General features: G+C 63.3%; 13 protein-coding genes and 1 pseudogene. 7 read left to right on the top strand and 7 right to left on the bottom strand.

Annotated elements, in window-relative coordinates; all coding sequences use genetic code 11:
• Window positions 1-91: 91 nt before the first annotated feature.
• From GJ700_RS00845 to GJ700_RS00820, 6 genes are read right to left on the bottom strand one after another with little or no spacing between them, the layout of a single operon-like run.
• A complete protein-coding gene (locus GJ700_RS00845) occupies window positions 92-1,864 on the bottom strand; it encodes an MFS transporter (RefSeq protein ID WP_154370761.1) in 1,773 nt (590 codons plus the stop codon).
• Window positions 1,848-2,993 (bottom strand): N-acetylglucosamine-6-phosphate deacetylase, encoded by a 1,146-nt coding sequence (gene nagA / locus GJ700_RS00840; RefSeq protein ID WP_154370760.1) that lies wholly within the window; start codon window positions 2,991-2,993, stop codon window positions 1,848-1,850. Before nagA ends, GJ700_RS00845 begins: the two co-directional genes overlap by 17 nt.
• Window positions 2,983-3,768: a DeoR/GlpR family DNA-binding transcription regulator gene (locus GJ700_RS00835; protein ID WP_154370759.1), complete on the bottom strand. Its 786-nt coding sequence runs from the start codon at window positions 3,766-3,768 to the stop codon at window positions 2,983-2,985. The genes nagA and GJ700_RS00835 overlap by 11 nt, the downstream gene beginning before the upstream one ends.
• Window positions 3,762-5,051 (bottom strand): D-tagatose-bisphosphate aldolase, class II, non-catalytic subunit, encoded by a 1,290-nt coding sequence (locus GJ700_RS00830; protein ID WP_154370758.1) that lies wholly within the window; start codon window positions 5,049-5,051, stop codon window positions 3,762-3,764. Before GJ700_RS00830 ends, GJ700_RS00835 begins: the two co-directional genes overlap by 7 nt.
• The gene (locus GJ700_RS00825) at window positions 5,030-5,998 is read right to left on the bottom strand and encodes an ROK family protein (RefSeq protein WP_229506717.1); all 969 of its coding nucleotides are present in this window, start codon (window positions 5,996-5,998) and stop codon (window positions 5,030-5,032) included. The genes GJ700_RS00830 and GJ700_RS00825 overlap by 22 nt, the downstream gene beginning before the upstream one ends.
• Window positions 5,982-7,118, bottom strand: coding sequence for an SIS domain-containing protein (locus tag GJ700_RS00820; protein WP_154370757.1), 1,137 nt, complete (start codon window positions 7,116-7,118; stop codon window positions 5,982-5,984). The genes GJ700_RS00825 and GJ700_RS00820 overlap by 17 nt, the downstream gene beginning before the upstream one ends.
• Window positions 7,119-7,323: 205 nt before the next feature.
• Here GJ700_RS00820 and GJ700_RS00815 point away from each other — a divergent pair, with 205 nt between their 5' ends.
• Genes GJ700_RS00815 through GJ700_RS00805 form a run of 3 tightly spaced genes read left to right on the top strand, consistent with a single transcriptional unit; the run spans window position 7,324 to window position 11,398 of the window.
• Complete coding sequence (locus tag GJ700_RS00815; protein WP_154370756.1) at window positions 7,324-8,748, top strand: glycoside hydrolase family 88/105 protein; 1,425 nt, start codon at window positions 7,324-7,326, stop codon at window positions 8,746-8,748.
• Window positions 8,745-9,950, top strand: coding sequence for a glycoside hydrolase family 88 protein (locus tag GJ700_RS00810; protein WP_154370755.1), 1,206 nt, complete (start codon window positions 8,745-8,747; stop codon window positions 9,948-9,950). The genes GJ700_RS00815 and GJ700_RS00810 overlap by 4 nt, the downstream gene beginning before the upstream one ends.
• A gap of 59 nt (window positions 9,951-10,009) precedes the next feature.
• The gene (locus GJ700_RS00805) at window positions 10,010-11,398 is read left to right on the top strand and encodes an MFS transporter (protein WP_154370754.1); all 1,389 of its coding nucleotides are present in this window, start codon (window positions 10,010-10,012) and stop codon (window positions 11,396-11,398) included.
• A 44-nt stretch (window positions 11,399-11,442) separates the two neighbouring features.
• Here the strand turns inward: GJ700_RS00805 and GJ700_RS00800 are convergent.
• Window positions 11,443-12,070 (bottom strand): annotated as a pseudogene (locus GJ700_RS00800) (tyrosine-type recombinase/integrase).
• Window positions 12,071-12,255: 185 nt separating this feature from the next.
• Here GJ700_RS00800 and GJ700_RS00795 point away from each other — a divergent pair.
• From GJ700_RS00795 to GJ700_RS00780, 4 genes are all read left to right on the top strand, one after another.
• Window positions 12,256-12,942 (top strand): DUF1963 domain-containing protein, encoded by a 687-nt coding sequence (locus GJ700_RS00795; RefSeq protein WP_154370753.1) that lies wholly within the window; start codon window positions 12,256-12,258, stop codon window positions 12,940-12,942.
• Between the two features lie 428 nt (window positions 12,943-13,370).
• Complete coding sequence (locus GJ700_RS00790; RefSeq protein ID WP_154370752.1) at window positions 13,371-13,688, top strand: hypothetical protein; 318 nt, start codon at window positions 13,371-13,373, stop codon at window positions 13,686-13,688.
• Between the two features lie 138 nt (window positions 13,689-13,826).
• The gene (locus GJ700_RS00785; RefSeq protein WP_154370751.1) at window positions 13,827-14,147 is read left to right on the top strand and encodes a hypothetical protein; all 321 of its coding nucleotides are present in this window, start codon (window positions 13,827-13,829) and stop codon (window positions 14,145-14,147) included.
• A gap of 811 nt (window positions 14,148-14,958) precedes the next feature.
• Window positions 14,959-15,231, top strand: a complete 273-nt coding sequence (locus tag GJ700_RS00780) for a hypothetical protein (RefSeq protein ID WP_154370750.1) — start codon at window positions 14,959-14,961, stop codon at window positions 15,229-15,231.
• Window positions 15,232-15,512: the final 281 nt, after the last annotated feature.

Genomic DNA, 15,512 nt, shown 5'->3' with positions numbered 1-15,512 from the left:
GGACTGCGGGTTGGCATTTGATATTTGTCAACCTTAACGATAGCGTGCTTGTGACTTCCTGGCAATAAATTGATGCGGGACGGTAACGCTGTCAGGCCGATTTGCGGTTCGCCGCCACACCGGATGGCTGCCGCCGGCCTTCAAAGTAGCGGCCGATTTCCTCCAGCGTCTTGCCACGGGTTTCCGGTAGCAGGAAAGCTGCCGCGAGGAAATACACCACGGTGCACGCGGCCCAGCCGAAGAACATGGGCGCGTAGCCATGCTGGCCGACCGTCGGCAGGAATACGGCCGCGATCACGGTCGACACGAACTGGTTCAGCAACAGCGCGATGCTCATGCCATTGGAACGGATGCGGGTCGGCATCAGTTCGGACAGCGCCAGCCATACGCAGACGCCGGGACCGATGGCGAAGCTGGCGACAAAGGCCACCAGGCAAGCCAGCACCATCCAGCCCGTGCCCCGGCCCGGCGGCTGGCCCAGCAACGCGCGTTCGATGCGCAGCGGCGCGGCCAGCGCCTGCCGCATGTCGGGGAAGGGATTCACATGCAAGCGGCGGAACATTGCGCCGATCACGCTGTCGCCGTCGATCTGTTGCGGCGGTGCGATATCGAGGCTGTCGCCGGCCCGCACCGTGCGCACCTGCGTCAGCGGGCCGTAGCTGTAGGCGATTTCCAGCTGGTACGTACCGCCGGCCGCCAGTTGCCGCAGCGCGGCGGCATCCACGCGCAGCGCATTGGCTTGCACGTGCGGCGCCAGCAACGGGCGTACGTCGCTTTTGCCCGCATCGAGCGACAGGAACAGCAGCGCGGCCGCGCACAGCGAGACCACAATGCCGCCGGTGCCGAGCATCAGCAGGAAGCGCCGGCCCTTGCGGTCGACCAGCACGACGGCGGCAATGGTCACCAGCGCATTGACCAGTTTCAGCGCGAAATCGCCCCAGTTGGCCAGCGATCCGGACAGGCCGCCCTGGCCCAGGATGGTGACGGCGTAGGCCAGCACGGAATTCATGCCGGTCGCCTGGTTGCACGCGAGGATCAGGCACGCCAGCAGGAAGGGCAGCACGTAGCGGCGCTGCAACAGGCTGCCCTGTTCCGCGGCGGCACCCGAAGCGGAGGCGGGGGCGGCCGATTCCGATTCGATCAGCGCCAGTTCGCGCGCGGCGTCGTCCGCCCGGCGCGTGCGCGACAGCGCGGCCAGGGCGGGTTCACGCCTGCCCCGCGCCAGCAGCCAGCGGGGCGATTCCGACAAGGCCAGCACGCCCGCGCAAAACAGCAGGCCCGGCGTCAGACTGAGCCAGAAGATGCGGCGCCACGCGGCATCTTGCACGGCGGGCAGGTTTGCGGGACTGGTTTGCGCCACGGCCTCGACTTGCTGCGCCACCACCAGGCCGATCACGGCCGCCGCTACCAGGCCCACGGTCAGCAACAGCTGGAACAGTGCCGTGCCGCGCCCTCGCACGGATGCGGGCAGCGATTCGGCCAGGTACAGCGGCACGATGACGCCAATCAGGCCGCCGCTGACGCCTTGCAGCAGACGGCCCAGCAGCAGCGGTACGTAGCCGTCGGCCAGCGCGATCAGCGGAATGCTGGCGGAAAACAACAGGCCGGCCACCAGCATGGCGGGTTTGCGGCCGATGGCTTCGGCCAGTGCGCCGGCCGCCAGCGACGACAGCACTGAGCCCAGCAGCACGGCCGCCACCACGTAGCCCAACTGTTGCGACGACAGTTTCCACAGCTGGGCGGCGGAGGCTTCCAGGTAGGGCAGGGCGCCGGCAATGATGCCGACGTCGATGCCGTACAGCAGGCCGCCCAGGCCGGCGACGGCCAGCAGGTAGCGGGTTTGGTTTTCAGGCGACGACAGCATGGTGTTCTCCTTGGGCAGCGTGTAGGAAGCGCCCGGCCAGCAGCACCGAGCGCACTTGCAAATCAGTGTCGAGTACGACGACGTCGGCCCGCTTGCCGGGCACAATGGCGCCACGGTCGTGCAAGCCCAGGTATTCGGCGGGGAAGCGCGATACGCGGTCGGACGCATCGGCCAGCGACAGGCCGACGTGCGCCAGGTTGCGCAGCGCCTGGTCCATGGTCAGCGCGCTGCCGGCCAGCGAATCGCCGTGCACCAGCCGCACGCAGCCGCCGCATTTCGCCACGCGCTGGCTGCCCAGCATGTACTGGCCGTCCGGCATGCCGGTGGCGGAGGTGGCGTCCGTCACCGCGTACAGGCGCGGGATAGCGCGCAGCGCGGCGCGGATCGCACCCGGCGCCACGTGCTGCAAATCGGGGATGATTTCCGCATAGGCGCCGTGGGCCAGCGCGGCGCCCGCCATGCCGGGCTGGTAGTGATTGAAGCCGGACATACCGTTAAATAAGTGCGTAAAGCCGGCCAGGCCCGCATCGAGCGCGGCGACGCCGTCTTCGTACGAACCGGCGCTGTGGCCGGCCTGCACGCGGATGCCCAAGGCGCACAGTTGCGGTATCAATTCCAGGTGGCCGGGGATTTCCGGCGCCAAAGTCAGCACGCGGATCGGCGCGATGGCATGCCAGCGTCGTACCTGTTCGATGGTGCCGCCCGCGACCAGTGGCGGTTGCGCACCGAGACGCCGGACGTTGAGGAACGGCCCCTCCAGGTGCACGCCGGCGATTTGCGCGCCTTGCGCATCGCCGGCCGCCATTGCGCTGCGCACGCCGTGCAGCGCCCGTTCGATTTCATCCGGCGGCGCCGTCATCGTGGTGCCCAGCAGGGAGGTGGTCCCGTGGCGTGCATGGAACCGGGCGACCGTCAGCGCCGCGTCGCCGCCTTGCATGATGTCCACGCCGTCCGCGCCGTGCACGTGCAAGTCGATAAAGCCCGGCAGGATCAGGCGGTCGCCGCGCACCGTGGCGTCGGCTTCGATGGTGTCGATGGTGGCGCCGGCGCGCAGCCGGCCATGGACCCAGCCGGCCGGCGTGAGGATGCGGCCTTCCAGCACGGCGGGGGAAGTGGTATCAGTGGGCATGGCCGGTGTCTCCTGCGACGATCAGTTCGATGCCGCGCGCGCGGATCGCGTCGCGCATCGCGGACGACATGCTGGCGTCCGTGACGATGGTGTGGATGTGCTCCAGCGCGCCGATGCGGTGGAGGCAGATGCGGCCGAATTTCGAACTGTCGGCCAGCACAATGACGCGCCGCGCGCCCGCGATCATGCGGGCGTTCAGGCTGGCGTCCAGCGCATCGTGGGTGGACAGGCCGAACGCCATGTCGATGCCGTCCGCGCCCAGGAACAGCTTGTCGAACACATAGCCATCCAGGCTGGCTTCGGCCTGGCGTCCCTGCAGCGATTGCGACGCATGGCGCAGGACGCCGCCGGCCACGATCAGTTCGATGGCGGGCGATTGCGCCAGTTCGGCGGCAATCGGCAAGCTGTTGGTAAATACCGTCAGCGTGCCGGCCGCGTGCAGCTGTTGCGCCAGTATCAGCGTGCTGCTGCCCGCGTCCAGGATGATCTTGTCCTGCGCCGCCACCAGCGCCGCCGCGCTGGCGGCAATGCGCAGCTTGCGTTCGCGGTGCAGCGTGCGCTTTTCCGCCAGGTTCGCTTCCGGCGGCGGCATGTGCGGCAGGCGCGCGCAGCCATGCTGGCGCAGCAGCAGGCCGGCGTCGGCCAGCGCACGCAAGTCCGTGCGGATGGTGACGGGCGTGACGCCGAAGCGTTGCGCCAGCCTTGACACGCGCAAGCTGCCCTGCTGCCGCAGTACATCGAGGATCTGGCCCCGCCGTTGTTCGTCGTTCAGCATGGCAGGCTGTTGGCGTGGCACGCACGTGCATAGCGGGCCAGCACCAATTCCACTTTATGGCGCGCCAGGTCCGCCGCGCGCGGCGCCAGCCGTCCCGCGTTGACCCGCTCCGCCTGTTCGGGCAGGTATTGGCTCAGCAGCGGCAACGGCAGCGTCAATTCGTCGAGGTTGCCCTGAAGGCGCGCCAGCGCTTGTTGCACGGGCGCTTCGCCCCAGTAATAGCGGCTGCGGTCCGACAGCGCGTAGCGGCGCAATACGGCCTGTTCCTCCGGCTTGCCCGCGTAATGCTTGTGCCAGTGGCGCGGCTGTTCCAGCATCGTGCGTTCCAGCACGGCTTTCAGGTGCGAGCGCTGCTCCACCGGCACCAGTTCATCTTCGATGGCCGCCAGCGCAAACCACGCTTCGCGCAGCGCGTGGGTGGCGGCCGGCCCCACCTTGAGGATGGCAAAGTGGCCGCGCACCAGCGCATGCAATGCTTCCTCGGTCTGGTAATCGGTGGAGTGGGCTTCATAGACCAGGCCCCGGTGTTCCAGCACGAAGGCCGACAGGGCCGCCGCCTCGTGCGGCGCATAGTGGCGCACGGTGCTGTGGTCGAAATCGACGCCTGGCTGCACCACCAGGGCAATGACCCGCTCCCACGCCGCATCGAGGCCACGTTCGGCAAACGCGGCGCGGTGCGCCGCCAGGGTCGCTGCCGCCGCGTCGGGTCGCGTGACCTGGATGCCGCCTGCCAGCGATGCTTCGCCGCCCGGCACCGGGACTTCCGTGCCGATCACGTAAACGGGGCAGGGCAGGCCGGCTTGCCCTGCCGCCTGTTCCGCCACGGCGGCCAGGTCCGCCGAGCGGGCCGCCACGACGGCGTCGGGCAACGGGAACGGATCGCCCGCGCACGCCATGCTGCAATCGAGGTGGATTTTGCCGAAGCCCGCCGCCACGTAGGCGGCAATCAGGCCGCGCGCGTGGGCCATGGCTTCGTTCGGCGGCAAGTGTTGCCACGTGTTCGGTCCCAGGTGGTCGCCGCCGAGGATCAGGCGCCCGGCGGGAAAACCCGCGTTGTCCGCCAATTGATGGACATAGGCGACGAAGTCGGCCGGCCGCATGCCGGTATAGCCGCCGAACTGGTCGACCTGGTTCGACGTGGCTTCCACCAGCAGCGGACTGCCATATTGCAGCGCCACCGCCATGGCCGCTTGCAGCACGTGTGCATTGGTGCAGCACACGCTGGTGATGCCGGCAGCGTGACCGGCGTGGTGTGCGTGGATCAGGGATTGAAGGTAAGACATGGTGGCTCCGGGTTGGTCAGCGTTGCCTGGCGCGCCAGCAGGGCCGCGCCACGGGCGCCGCCCGCATCGCCAAACGCGGGCGGCAGGATGGGAGGGACGGGCAGGCCGGGCAGCAGGTGCGCGGCGACCGCCGCGGGCAATGCCGCATACAGGTGCGGCATGCACGACAAGCCGCCACCCAGCACGATCGCGTGCGGGTCGTACGCGAGGACGATGCGCGCCAGCGCGGCGCCCAGCAAGTCCGCGTGCAGCGCCAGCACGCGCAGCGCCACGGCGTCGCCGCTGTCGCGGCGCAGCGCCAGCTGTTCGGCGCTGGCGCCGGTAGCGCCGGTGGCGTGGCTGTGCAGGCGGCGCAGGCCGGTGCCGGACACATAGCATTCCAGGCATGCCCTGGCGCCGCATGCGCACGGCCACGCGGGCAGGCTGTAACGTTGCAGCAAGTCGGGCGCCATCGGCCAGTGCCCCCATTCGCCCGCCACGCCGTTGCGGCCACGCACCAGCCGGCCGTCGACGACGTAACCGGCGCCGGCACCCGTGCCGATGATGAGCCCCAGCATGCTATCCATGCCATCGGCGGCGCCGCCATGGGCTTCCGACAGCGCAAAGCACTGGCAATCGTTCCCCAAGGTGACGGGGCGTTCGAGGCGGCGCCGCAACACCGGCAACAGTTGGCGCCCCGTGAGGCACGGCACGTTGGCCGACAAGTGCGTGCCGCTGGCCGCATCGACGATGCCGGGCACGCCCAGGCCGACCGGGGCGCTGGTCGCCAGTTCCGCGTCCGCACCCCCCACCAGCGCGGCCAACGTGGCCACCAGCGTGTCGTAGTCATCGCGCGGCGTGGGCACTCGGCGGCGGTAGCGCACCGCCAGGTTCGCATCGCACGCCACCAGTTCCATCTTGGTGCCGCCGATGTCGATGCCGTAGAAATAGTCAGGCTGCATAGTCATAAACGGTAACGCCTTGCACGACACGGTTGACGGTGCCATCGGGGAACGGGTTGTCCGGGGGCAGGCCGAGGCGGACCGACTGGTGCAGCGCCAGCGTTTGCGCAAAGACCGCATACGCCACCGCCAGCCAGGCATCGGATAGCCCCGCGGGCGCGCCCAGCGCCGCGCCGTCGAGCGCCAGCACGGCGCCGGCCACGCGGTCGCGCCGCAGCTCTTGCAACAGGTCGTCTTCGTAGCGCCGGGCGTGCGGGTCCTGGCTGTGGAACAGCACCACCAGCGTGTGCTGGTTCAGCATGGATTTCGGGCCGTGGCGGAAGCCCAGTGGCGTATGGGGTACGGCCAGGATCAGGCCGGCCGACAGTTCCAGCACTTTCAGCGCCGCCTCGCGCGCCAGCCCTTCCAGCGCGCCGCTGCCGAGATAAACGATGCGCGACACGGGCGTGTGGCCGATGTCGTGCCATGACGCGGCTTGTTCATCGAGCCAGCGCGCGGCCAGCGCCGCCAGCGTGTCGATGCGCCGCGCGGCCACGTCCAGCGGATCGGGTCCCAGCAGCGACAGCGCCGCCAGCAGCATGGCGGTGAAGCTGCTGGTCATGGCAAAGCCCTGGTCGCAACTGGCGGCGGGCAGCACGAACGTGTGCGTATCGTCGCGGCCGGCGCCGGCCGCCGCCAGCCTGCCTTGCGCATTGCAGGTGATATGGAGGAAGCGGGCGCCTGGCGCCAGCTTGCGCACCAGTTCGACCACGGCCTGGCTTTCCGGGCTGTTGCCGCTGCGCGCGAACGACACCAGCAGCAGCGGGCGGCCCGGCTCGACGTACAGCGCCGGATGCGACAGCAGGCTGGTGGTGGCGATGGCGCGCACCTGGGCCGGTACGGCGGTGTTCAGCGTGTCGGCCGCCAGTTCGCCGATATAAGAGGACGTGCCGGCGCCTGTCAGGATCACCTGGGTACGGTGGTCTTCCAGCAGGGTTTGCAAGGCGGCCAGCCGGGACGCGGGCAGGGCACGCAGCTGGCGGGCCAGCTCGCGCCAGACCGCGGGCTGCTGGGCGATTTCCTGTGCGGTATGGGCGCCGCCCAGCGCTTGCCATTGGGCGGCGGAGAATGGGGGGAGGAGGGTCATGGGGTCGGGTCCTCGGGGGAAGTGAGCGTGGAATGAATGGTAACGTTATCCCATTGGTTTTTCAATTTCGATTTTCGTTTTTGTTTTCCTGGTACGAAATCGCAAGCCAAGAGGCAAAAAATCGCAAAAATCTATCGAATTGCACTTTATTTTTCGATTCGATGTGATATCGTTACCCTATTGTTGGCGATCGCAAGGATACAAAATGAATCAAAACAAGCTTTTCTCCAGGCGGCACGCGCTGCGCGCCGTGGTGTGCGCGGCCATGCTGCTGGCAGGTGTGGCGCCTGCGGCGGCGGAACCGGTGCGCCGCGCCGTCACGCCGGCGGCCACGCTGGACGTGATGCAGCAAGTCGCGGACTGGCAACTGGCCCATCCCAGCACCCATCCGGAAGATGACTGGACGCAGGCGGTGGGCGACGCGGGCTTCATGGCGCTGGCGGGGATTTCCGGCGAGCGCCGCTACCGCGATGCGATGGTGGCCATGGGTGAACGCAACCAGTGGCGCCCGGGCCCCAGCATGTACCACGCGGACGACTACGTGGTGGGGCAGACCTATGCCGAACTGTATCTGCAGCTGCGCGACCCGAAAATGATCGCGCCGCTGCGCACGGTGTTCGATTTCATCGTCGACCATCCGCGCGACGGCAGCCTGGATTGGGAAACGCCCGGTGTCCTGAACCGCTGGGCGTGGTGTGATTCGCTGTTCATGGCGCCGCCCACGTGGGCCCGCATGTACACGGCCACCGGCGATGAACGCTACCTGGCGCTGGCGGTGGAGCACTGGTGGCGCACGTCGGATTTCCTGTATGACAAGGACGAACACCTGTATTTCCGCGACAGCCGCTTTTTCCGGCAGCGCGAAGCCAACGGCAAGAAAGTGTTCTGGGGACGCGGTAATGGCTGGGTGATGGGCGGGCTGGTGCGGATGCTGCAATACGTCCCGTCGCACCATCCATCGTATCCCCGCTTCGTGCGGCAATACCAGGAGATGGCGGCCAAACTGTTGACCTTGCAGCAGCGCGACGGCACGTGGCGCGCCAGCCTGCTCGATCCGGCCAGCTATCCGCTGCAGGAAACGTCCGGCACCGGGCTGTACACGTATGCGCTGGCGTACGGCGTGAACCAGGGCTTGCTGGACCGGGCCACGTTCGGTCCCGCCGTGCACCGCGCGTGGAATGCACTGGTGGCCAATGTCAACCCGGACGGCAAGCTGACGCACGTGCAGCCGATCGGCATGGACCCCAAATCGTTCGATCCGCAATCGACGGACGTGTTCGGCGTGGGAGCGTTCCTGATGGCGGGGGCGGAACTGTACCGGATGCAATTACAGGCGGCCGTCACGCCGACGGTGGTGCAGGTGCACAACGGCAGCGCGCTGTTCCGCGCCAACGAACCGCTGGACGTGGCGGCCGACGGCGATGTGGTGCTGATGGATGCGGCGACGTCGCGCATCGTGCCCAGCCAGGCGCTGGGCAAGCGCGTGGTGTTTTCGGCAACGCTGGCGCCGGGCGAGACGCGCCGCTACCTTGTGTGGCCGCTCACGGCCTTGCCTGCCGTGCCGGCGCTCGATGCCAGGGCCGACGCACGCTTTGCGCAGCCGGTCGCTGTTTCGCTGGGCGGCAAATGAACACGCAAGCCATGCGGGATGCCCAGGCGCGGGCGCTGGTCCAGCTGGAACACCTTGTGGCCAGTTTTGGCGCGCAATTCCCGGACGACACCACGCGCGGCCGGGTCTATGCGCTGCGCCGGGCGCCGGGCAGCATTGCCGGCGCCAACGTGGGCTGGACCACGGGTTTCTGGACCGGCATGGGGTGGCTGGCCTATGAGCTGAGCGGGCGCTTCGTGTTCCGCCAGTGGGCGCAAAGCCATTACGCCAGCTTTGCCCGCCGCATGGGGCTGAAACACGACCTGGACCACCACGACATGGGCTTCCTGTACGGGCCGTCGTCGCTGGCCGCCTACCGCATCACGGGCGATCCGCGCGACGGCGCGCTGGTGCTGCATGCGGCCGACGTGCTGCTGGGCCGTTTCCTGCCACGGGCGGGCGTATTCCAGGCGTGGGGCAGGATGGGGGAAGACAATGCGCGCCGCGACCGCAACCGCATCATCATCGACACGCTGATGAATTTGCCGTTGCTGCACTGGGCCGGCCGCCAGACCGGCGACGCGCGCTATGGCGACGCCGCCTGCCGGCACCTGGCGCGCACACTGGAATTGCTGGTGCGCGCCGATGGCTCCAGCGCCCACAGCAGCCACATCGACCCGCTGACGGGCGCTCAACTCGCGCAGTCGACCGTGCAGGGGCATGCTGCCGATTCGTGCTGGGCGCGAGGGCAGGCGTGGGGGATTTACGGATTTGCGCTGAACCATCGTTTCGCGCCGGACATGGGCTTGCTGGACGCGGCGCAACGCATGGCCGATTACCTGCTGGCGCACATGCCGGACGATGGCGTATGCCAGTGGGACCTGGCGCTGGCGCGCGACGGCAGCGTGCAGCGCGACAGTTCCGCATCCGCCATTGCCGTCTGCGGCTTGCTGGAACTGGCGCAGCAGATGCCGGATGGGGCGCGCCGCACCCGTTATGAGCAGGCCGCCGCGCACATGCTCGACGGCCTGGTGCGCACCTGCACAGCGCCGCCCGCCCCGGGCGCCGGGCTGCTGCAGCACGGCGTCTACAGCTTGCCGGAAGGGCGGGGCGTCGACGAAGCGAACCTGTGGGGCGACTACTACTTCCTTGAAGCGCTGGCGCGGGTTAATATGGGCTGGACCAGTTACTGGCATAGCGGCCGGGAAGCATCCGGCCAAGCCATGCCGGCGCTACGCGCCTAGCGGGGCGGGCCTGCTGATACCGCCACGGGGCGAGCCCCGGCCCGTGCCACAAGGAGAAAATGGTGCGCCATCCTGTCGTCAAGCAGCGCGGCGCGCCCGCAGCCGCTGGCGAAACCACTGAAACGCTCGCCGGAACTTCCGGCAGGCGGCGCCTCGCCTGGACCGCCACCGCGTTGTTGCCGTTGTTGCCACTGTTCGGCTACCTGTTGCTGGGCGACCTGGTGTGGTCGCTGAAAGAACGGGCCGTGCAGGAACTGGTGAAAGCCCAGTTGCGCGAGTTTTCACAACATCCCGTACTGCTCAACATCCTGTTCGGCGCGCTGCCCGCGCTGCTGGCGCTGGCGGCCGGTCCGCCGATCGGCGCGTGGAGCGACCGCACCCGCACGCGGTGGGGCCGCCGCATTCCCTTCCTGTTGGTTTGCGCGCCGTTGCTGGCGCTGTTCATCGCCGGCCTGGCGTTCAGCGAAACGCTGGCCGACGCGCTGATGGCGCTGGGCGGCGCCGCGCCCGCCCACCGCACGCTGGTGGTGGTGGCCTGCATTGCCGTGCTGTGGACGCTGTTCGACCTAGTCTCCATCGTCGGCAATGCGCTGTTCATTGCACTGGTCAACGATACCGTGCCGCAGGCGCTGCTGGGCCGCTTCTTCGGCCTGTTCCGTATCGTCAGCCTGGCGGTGGGCGTGGTGTTTTTCCACTATGTGTTTGGCGGCGGCTTGCAGGCCGACATCGGCGACGTGCTGCTGGCGATTGCCGCCGCCTATCTGCTGGGCTTTCTCGTGGTGTGCCTGCGCGTGCGCGAACCGGCTTATCCGCCACCCGCGGCATCCGGCCAGCGGGGACTGGGGCGCTTGCGCGTGACGGAACAGGACGATCCCCGCTTCTACTGCCTGCTGTTTGCCGCCGTGGGCGTGGCGGCGGTCTCCGTGCTGGCGGTCAATATCAACAGTTATAACGCGATCAGCCAGTTCGGCGTCGACCGGGCCGACTTCGGCAATGCCGTCGCCCTCACGTACTGCGTGTCGATGCTGCTGGCGCTGCCGCTGGGCTGGCTGGCCGACCGCACGCACCCGCTGCGGGTCGGGCTCGTGGTGCTGGTGCTGTATTGCCTGTCGATGCTGGCCGCGTGGCTGCTGGTGACGGACCGCGCATCGTTTTTGGCCGGGTTTGTCCTGCATGGCGTGCTGGCCGGCGCGTTTTTAAGTGGTACGGCGGCCTTGCTGCCAACACTGCTGCCGCGCGAACGCTTTTCCGAACTGGCGGCGTTTTCCGCCTCCGTGACGGCCGTGCTGACCGTGGCATTTACATTGGGCCTGGGTTTGCTGCTGGACTGGAGCGGGCGCGATTTCCGCCTGATTTTCCTGGTGGCCGGGCTGGGGGCGGGGCTGGCCAGTTGCCTGTGGTATGGCTTGTTGCGGGCGCAGCGGCGGCGGTGTTCGTTACGTCATTGAGCGGGTTGCTTCGCTGTGGGCAGGTCCGGGTACCGCACGTCGCTCTAGCGTTTCGCTCCCGGGGACTCCCGAGTTCGACAGTTAAACGCGTAAGTTATCGATTTATATAGTGGCGACGCCAGCAGTGAAGCGCAGCCCTGTGTCTGGGTGTGTACAGTGCTTTTAAGCTCAGTATGTCCCAGCAGGAGTTGGACGGCGCGCAGGTTTTTTGTTTGCCGGTAGATAAGGGTTGGCTTTGTTCGACGCATGGTGTGCGTGCCATATGCGGTGAGATCTGGTGGAAATGTGCGGCGAGTCGGTGATCTTGCTGCGGAACAGGTAGTCTGAGCCTCGTAAATTTGCTGTTGAAATCCAGGTGCTGATACTTTTCCTAGTGCCTTCCGTCAGTTCAAATTGCACCGGCTGCTTGGTCTTCTGCTGAATCACGCTAGCTCTATGTGTGACATGCGAATCATGGCAGATGTCAAGCACGCGCAGTTTGACAAGGTCGCAACCGCGTAGTTTGCTGTCGATTGCCGGGTTGAACATAGCCAGGTCTCGCAGTCTGCCGAAGATTTCTAGGCGAACGCGATTGGCCCAAATATCGCTGATCCGGAGCGGCGCTTTTTGGCCAACCAATTTGCCCTTGTTCCAGGGGATACGCGCCGCCGCTGCTGAAGTTTGAATATTCATGGCGCACCTCCTTCTCGTAAGGAGTTTCACTATGCTCCGTCAACTTGTGGCCGGCACCGATGCCACTGGATCCTGCTTGGTGACAATCCGTGAATTTTTCGTTCAAGCAAGATGGTATGCTGCAAGCTGCCGGCTTCGGCTAGGAGCGGACGGTTAAGTCGGAAAACAAATTTAAGAGATATTGAATGCCATTTAGAGACGAAATACAGTTCACGGCTGTCGCCGTTCCAATCACTGAAGCTGTAACCAAATTTGGCGGCCAGCCGGTGTGGCATGGCGCTCCACAGTGGCCGATAAGTCGAGCTACAGGCAATCCAATGCGATTTATTTGCCAAGTGGCAATCGATGAAAAACTGTTCCCTGGCTCATATGGAAGAATGGCTTACATCTTCATAACTGACGAGAATGAGTATGTCGACGGAACATGGGAGCCAAATGGCGGTGAAAATGCTGTAGTAATTCAACCAAGTCTTCTTGATGTCGGCACTCCCACATCCCCTCAAATGACCGGCCCGACACTATACGACATGGTGGAAATTCCGGGGAAAGACCGTTTGGTTCCTATCGAACGTGAGTACGCGGCAACCATGACTACAGCTGAGGAGCCGCAGTTCCAAACGGTCGATATTCGCAGTTCTTGGAGCGGCGAGGAAAATGGAAGATATGCGGAAGCGCTTGAGGGCAATAAAGTCGGTGGAGCACCTATCTTCCTTCAAGGTGACGAATTCCCTGATGAAGGTGAATGGACGCTTCTACTTCAGCTTGACTCAGTAAACGTTCCGTTCTCGGTGAACTTCGGCGATGCAGGAATTGCATATGCGTTTATTGACAAGGAAGGGCAGACTGGAAAATTTTTGTGGCAATGTCTGTGACTGATACTGGGCAAAACCAGCCGCTCAATTCTTTACGAATAATGGCTGCGAAACCACTCTCAGTTAACGAAACTATTAGGAGGCTTGTCGAGCTCGCAGGCGGTGACGTCGAAATCGAAGGGATTTTTCACTTTAATCCCGAAGATGTTGCGATCTACCATTTTCCTGCGGTTGAACAAAATGAAGGATATGAATCGTCTATCTGGTTGGAAGTGGGAAGCGGCAGCTTCGCCTTCGATTCGAAAATTTGCGCTCGCCTAAACGGTAAGCGAGTGTCAGTGCGCGGGAAGCTAATGAGCCCGCCGCCCGGCTTTGACGGATGCGGGCACATGAGTCATTGGCCTGCTGCTTTGCTAGCTAGGACGTTGGATCGTTCGGGTAAGACTGATGCATAGCCCGGGCATATGACCTTCCCTTGGGATTGCAAGATGAAGCTAACTGAAGACATGCGACTCGACGCACAGTCAATCGGCATCCTTAAGGACAGAGAGACTGGTACCATTGTTGATTATTTTTTCATAGCGATTTTGTGGTGCAGAGACCCTCGCTACGAAAGCCGTCATATGCGGGCTGGAGAATGTCGAGGACTTTTTCGTTTCGACAAGATCACCCTCGATGCGGAACTTCTCCTAGCAATGCCGGGCGATGACTCTGATCACAGATTTGAGAAGGCAGCATGGAAAGTTCTTAAAGAGTATCGTGTAAGCGGCGAATGGCCGAGCGGTACACAGTATGCGTCAGGATGAAGCCACCAACAGCGATAAAAAAGGTAGATCAAATACTAGAGCCATTAAGCGTCCGCAACGAATCGACGCTTTGACACAGTGAATCGCTCGACTTCGAGCAACACCGGATGGCATAACGGATAAAATGCAGAAATAAGAATGAAGATAGCTGTTATTCGTCAAGCATGCTGTTCGGCTGATGATCAGATCAATGCGCTCGATGCTATGTATGAAGTGGATGCCAGTATTACTGTCGATGCTTTGCTGCAGAAGATCTGTGCATCTAATTTTTTGCAATACTCGTCCACCCATAGCCGCTTAAGTGTTGAGGTCGCCGGTAGGCAACTGGCTGAAGTGGGACCTTCAGGAATATTAAGCTGGAGCGCAAATGTATCAGGCGCCGAACTGGCAATGACATCAATAGGGAAAAATACCTTGCACTTTTTCTTCCGCCCCAATGCCATTGCTGCCAGGGGCTGACATCGGCCACAACCGGATAGTCATAAGCTACGCAACCTGAGATTTTAAACAAATCACATTCTCATGCTGGAATCAATCTTAACCGGAAAGGCACCGAGTAGGGTATTCCGACAAGTGTTCGCATCGGAACCGACTGTGGATAACTGCCGCTTAGCCGAAATACTAGCAGACGAGTATGTCGAGCTCAGTGGTGAGGCTTTACAGCTTGTATGGCATTGGCGAGGTCCAAGAAAAAAGCAAGGACTCAGCGATGAGAATCTAGATGCACTATTGATTCCCTTATTCTTGGAAGCAGGGTATAGAATTACAAGCAAGTCGTAGGCGCGTATTTCGCTTCGGGAATGGTATAAGTTGGGGATACCCGTGATTTCTTCTTCGACGGTAACCTGTTATCTGTCTGATCTGAAGAGTTCGGACAGTCCGTGGAAAACGCATCAAGTGAAACCAATAGGCCGAAACCGGCCACAAGCAGCCAGACATCGTATTTGACGGATTAAGGAAACAATTACTCTCATGACTATTGAAGATGTGGTGGACGAGCTTGATGTGTTCGTTCCGGTTGACGCGAACGGTGGAGTTTCAATCGGCTAAATTTGGTCATCAGGCAAGTGGCACTTCCTGTCATGGGTGATCGAGTCCACAGCACCGGAATTTAGTCCAGCATTGTGCGCCTAATGGCTAAGTGGCCGGATGCCTTCACCGGTTGATGACCTTTCTCAGTGGCATCACGACGATTCGGACGATGAAGAGTAATGATGAGATCGCTGTCAGTTGTCGGCCAAGAGCAGGCAATCGCTAAAATGAAATAATTATGGCAATCGGATTATCTGTGTCCACTATCATGGGGCCTTGGCAAGGCGATGCAACTACTGGACTCATGCAGCGTTGCCGCGATAGTTGGGAAATTTCGCTATGCGACTTGTCTGATTTGATGGTGGCAATATATCTTAATCAACAAATCGCTGAAATTAAAATGTCCGAAGAGGCAGATTTTCGGTTGAAGAACAAGGAACGAGACGAGACCGAGTACTTCGATGGCCAGCTGATGGAGGCGCGTGTAGATGCCAGAAAACGCGCCAAGTGAAAACAAAAGACCCCAACCGGCCAAGAGCAGACGGTGTCGCAATTTTTATCTCATAGAAATAAATGAAGCACTTTATTAATGCACAACCAGGGAGTGACGACTTTCGTCAGTAGTTTGCTGCAATACTGAACGCGTTTCTCTTGCGAATTGAAGAGGCCGCGTCTTCGATGCCAAGGTGTGAGTTTCGTGCTTGCGACCTTACAGGGGAGCCGATCGCTTGGGTATGGAATGCAGAAGTATTCCGAAATACTGGCGTGGTGGGCTCACTGGTAGACGCAAAG

Origin of the sequence: Pseudoduganella rivuli, assembly GCF_009674485.1 — a bacterium.
Lineage (GTDB): Bacteria > Pseudomonadota > Gammaproteobacteria > Burkholderiales > Burkholderiaceae_D > Rugamonas > Rugamonas rivuli_B.
Note: the sequence above shows the minus strand (reverse complement) of the source record. Positions and strands in the feature narration are given on the sequence as shown.

What these genes read in the sequence shown, in the direction of transcription:
- GJ700_RS00835 (WP_154370759.1), bottom strand. Translation starts at nt 3,768, where the DNA reads ATGCTGAACGACGAACAACGGCGGGGCCAGATCCTCGATGTACTGCGG.
- GJ700_RS00790 (WP_154370752.1), top strand. Translation starts at nt 13,371, where the DNA reads ATGAAGCTAACTGAAGACATGCGACTCGACGCACAGTCAATCGGCATC.
- GJ700_RS00805 (WP_154370754.1), top strand. Translation starts at nt 10,010, where the DNA reads ATGGTGCGCCATCCTGTCGTCAAGCAGCGCGGCGCGCCCGCAGCCGCT.
- GJ700_RS00830 (WP_154370758.1), bottom strand. Translation starts at nt 5,051, where the DNA reads ATGTCTTACCTTCAATCCCTGATCCACGCACACCACGCCGGTCACGCT.
- GJ700_RS00795 (WP_154370753.1), top strand. Translation starts at nt 12,256, where the DNA reads ATGCCATTTAGAGACGAAATACAGTTCACGGCTGTCGCCGTTCCAATC.
- GJ700_RS00780 (WP_154370750.1), top strand. Translation starts at nt 14,959, where the DNA reads ATGGCAATCGGATTATCTGTGTCCACTATCATGGGGCCTTGGCAAGGC.
- GJ700_RS00785 (WP_154370751.1), top strand. Translation starts at nt 13,827, where the DNA reads ATGAAGATAGCTGTTATTCGTCAAGCATGCTGTTCGGCTGATGATCAG.
- GJ700_RS00815 (WP_154370756.1), top strand. Translation starts at nt 7,324, where the DNA reads ATGAATCAAAACAAGCTTTTCTCCAGGCGGCACGCGCTGCGCGCCGTG.
- GJ700_RS00820 (WP_154370757.1), bottom strand. Translation starts at nt 7,118, where the DNA reads ATGACCCTCCTCCCCCCATTCTCCGCCGCCCAATGGCAAGCGCTGGGC.
- GJ700_RS00845 (WP_154370761.1), bottom strand. Translation starts at nt 1,864, where the DNA reads ATGCTGTCGTCGCCTGAAAACCAAACCCGCTACCTGCTGGCCGTCGCC.
- nagA (WP_154370760.1), bottom strand. Translation starts at nt 2,993, where the DNA reads ATGCCCACTGATACCACTTCCCCCGCCGTGCTGGAAGGCCGCATCCTC.
- GJ700_RS00810 (WP_154370755.1), top strand. Translation starts at nt 8,745, where the DNA reads ATGAACACGCAAGCCATGCGGGATGCCCAGGCGCGGGCGCTGGTCCAG.
- GJ700_RS00825 (WP_229506717.1), bottom strand. Translation starts at nt 5,998, where the DNA reads ATGACTATGCAGCCTGACTATTTCTACGGCATCGACATCGGCGGCACC.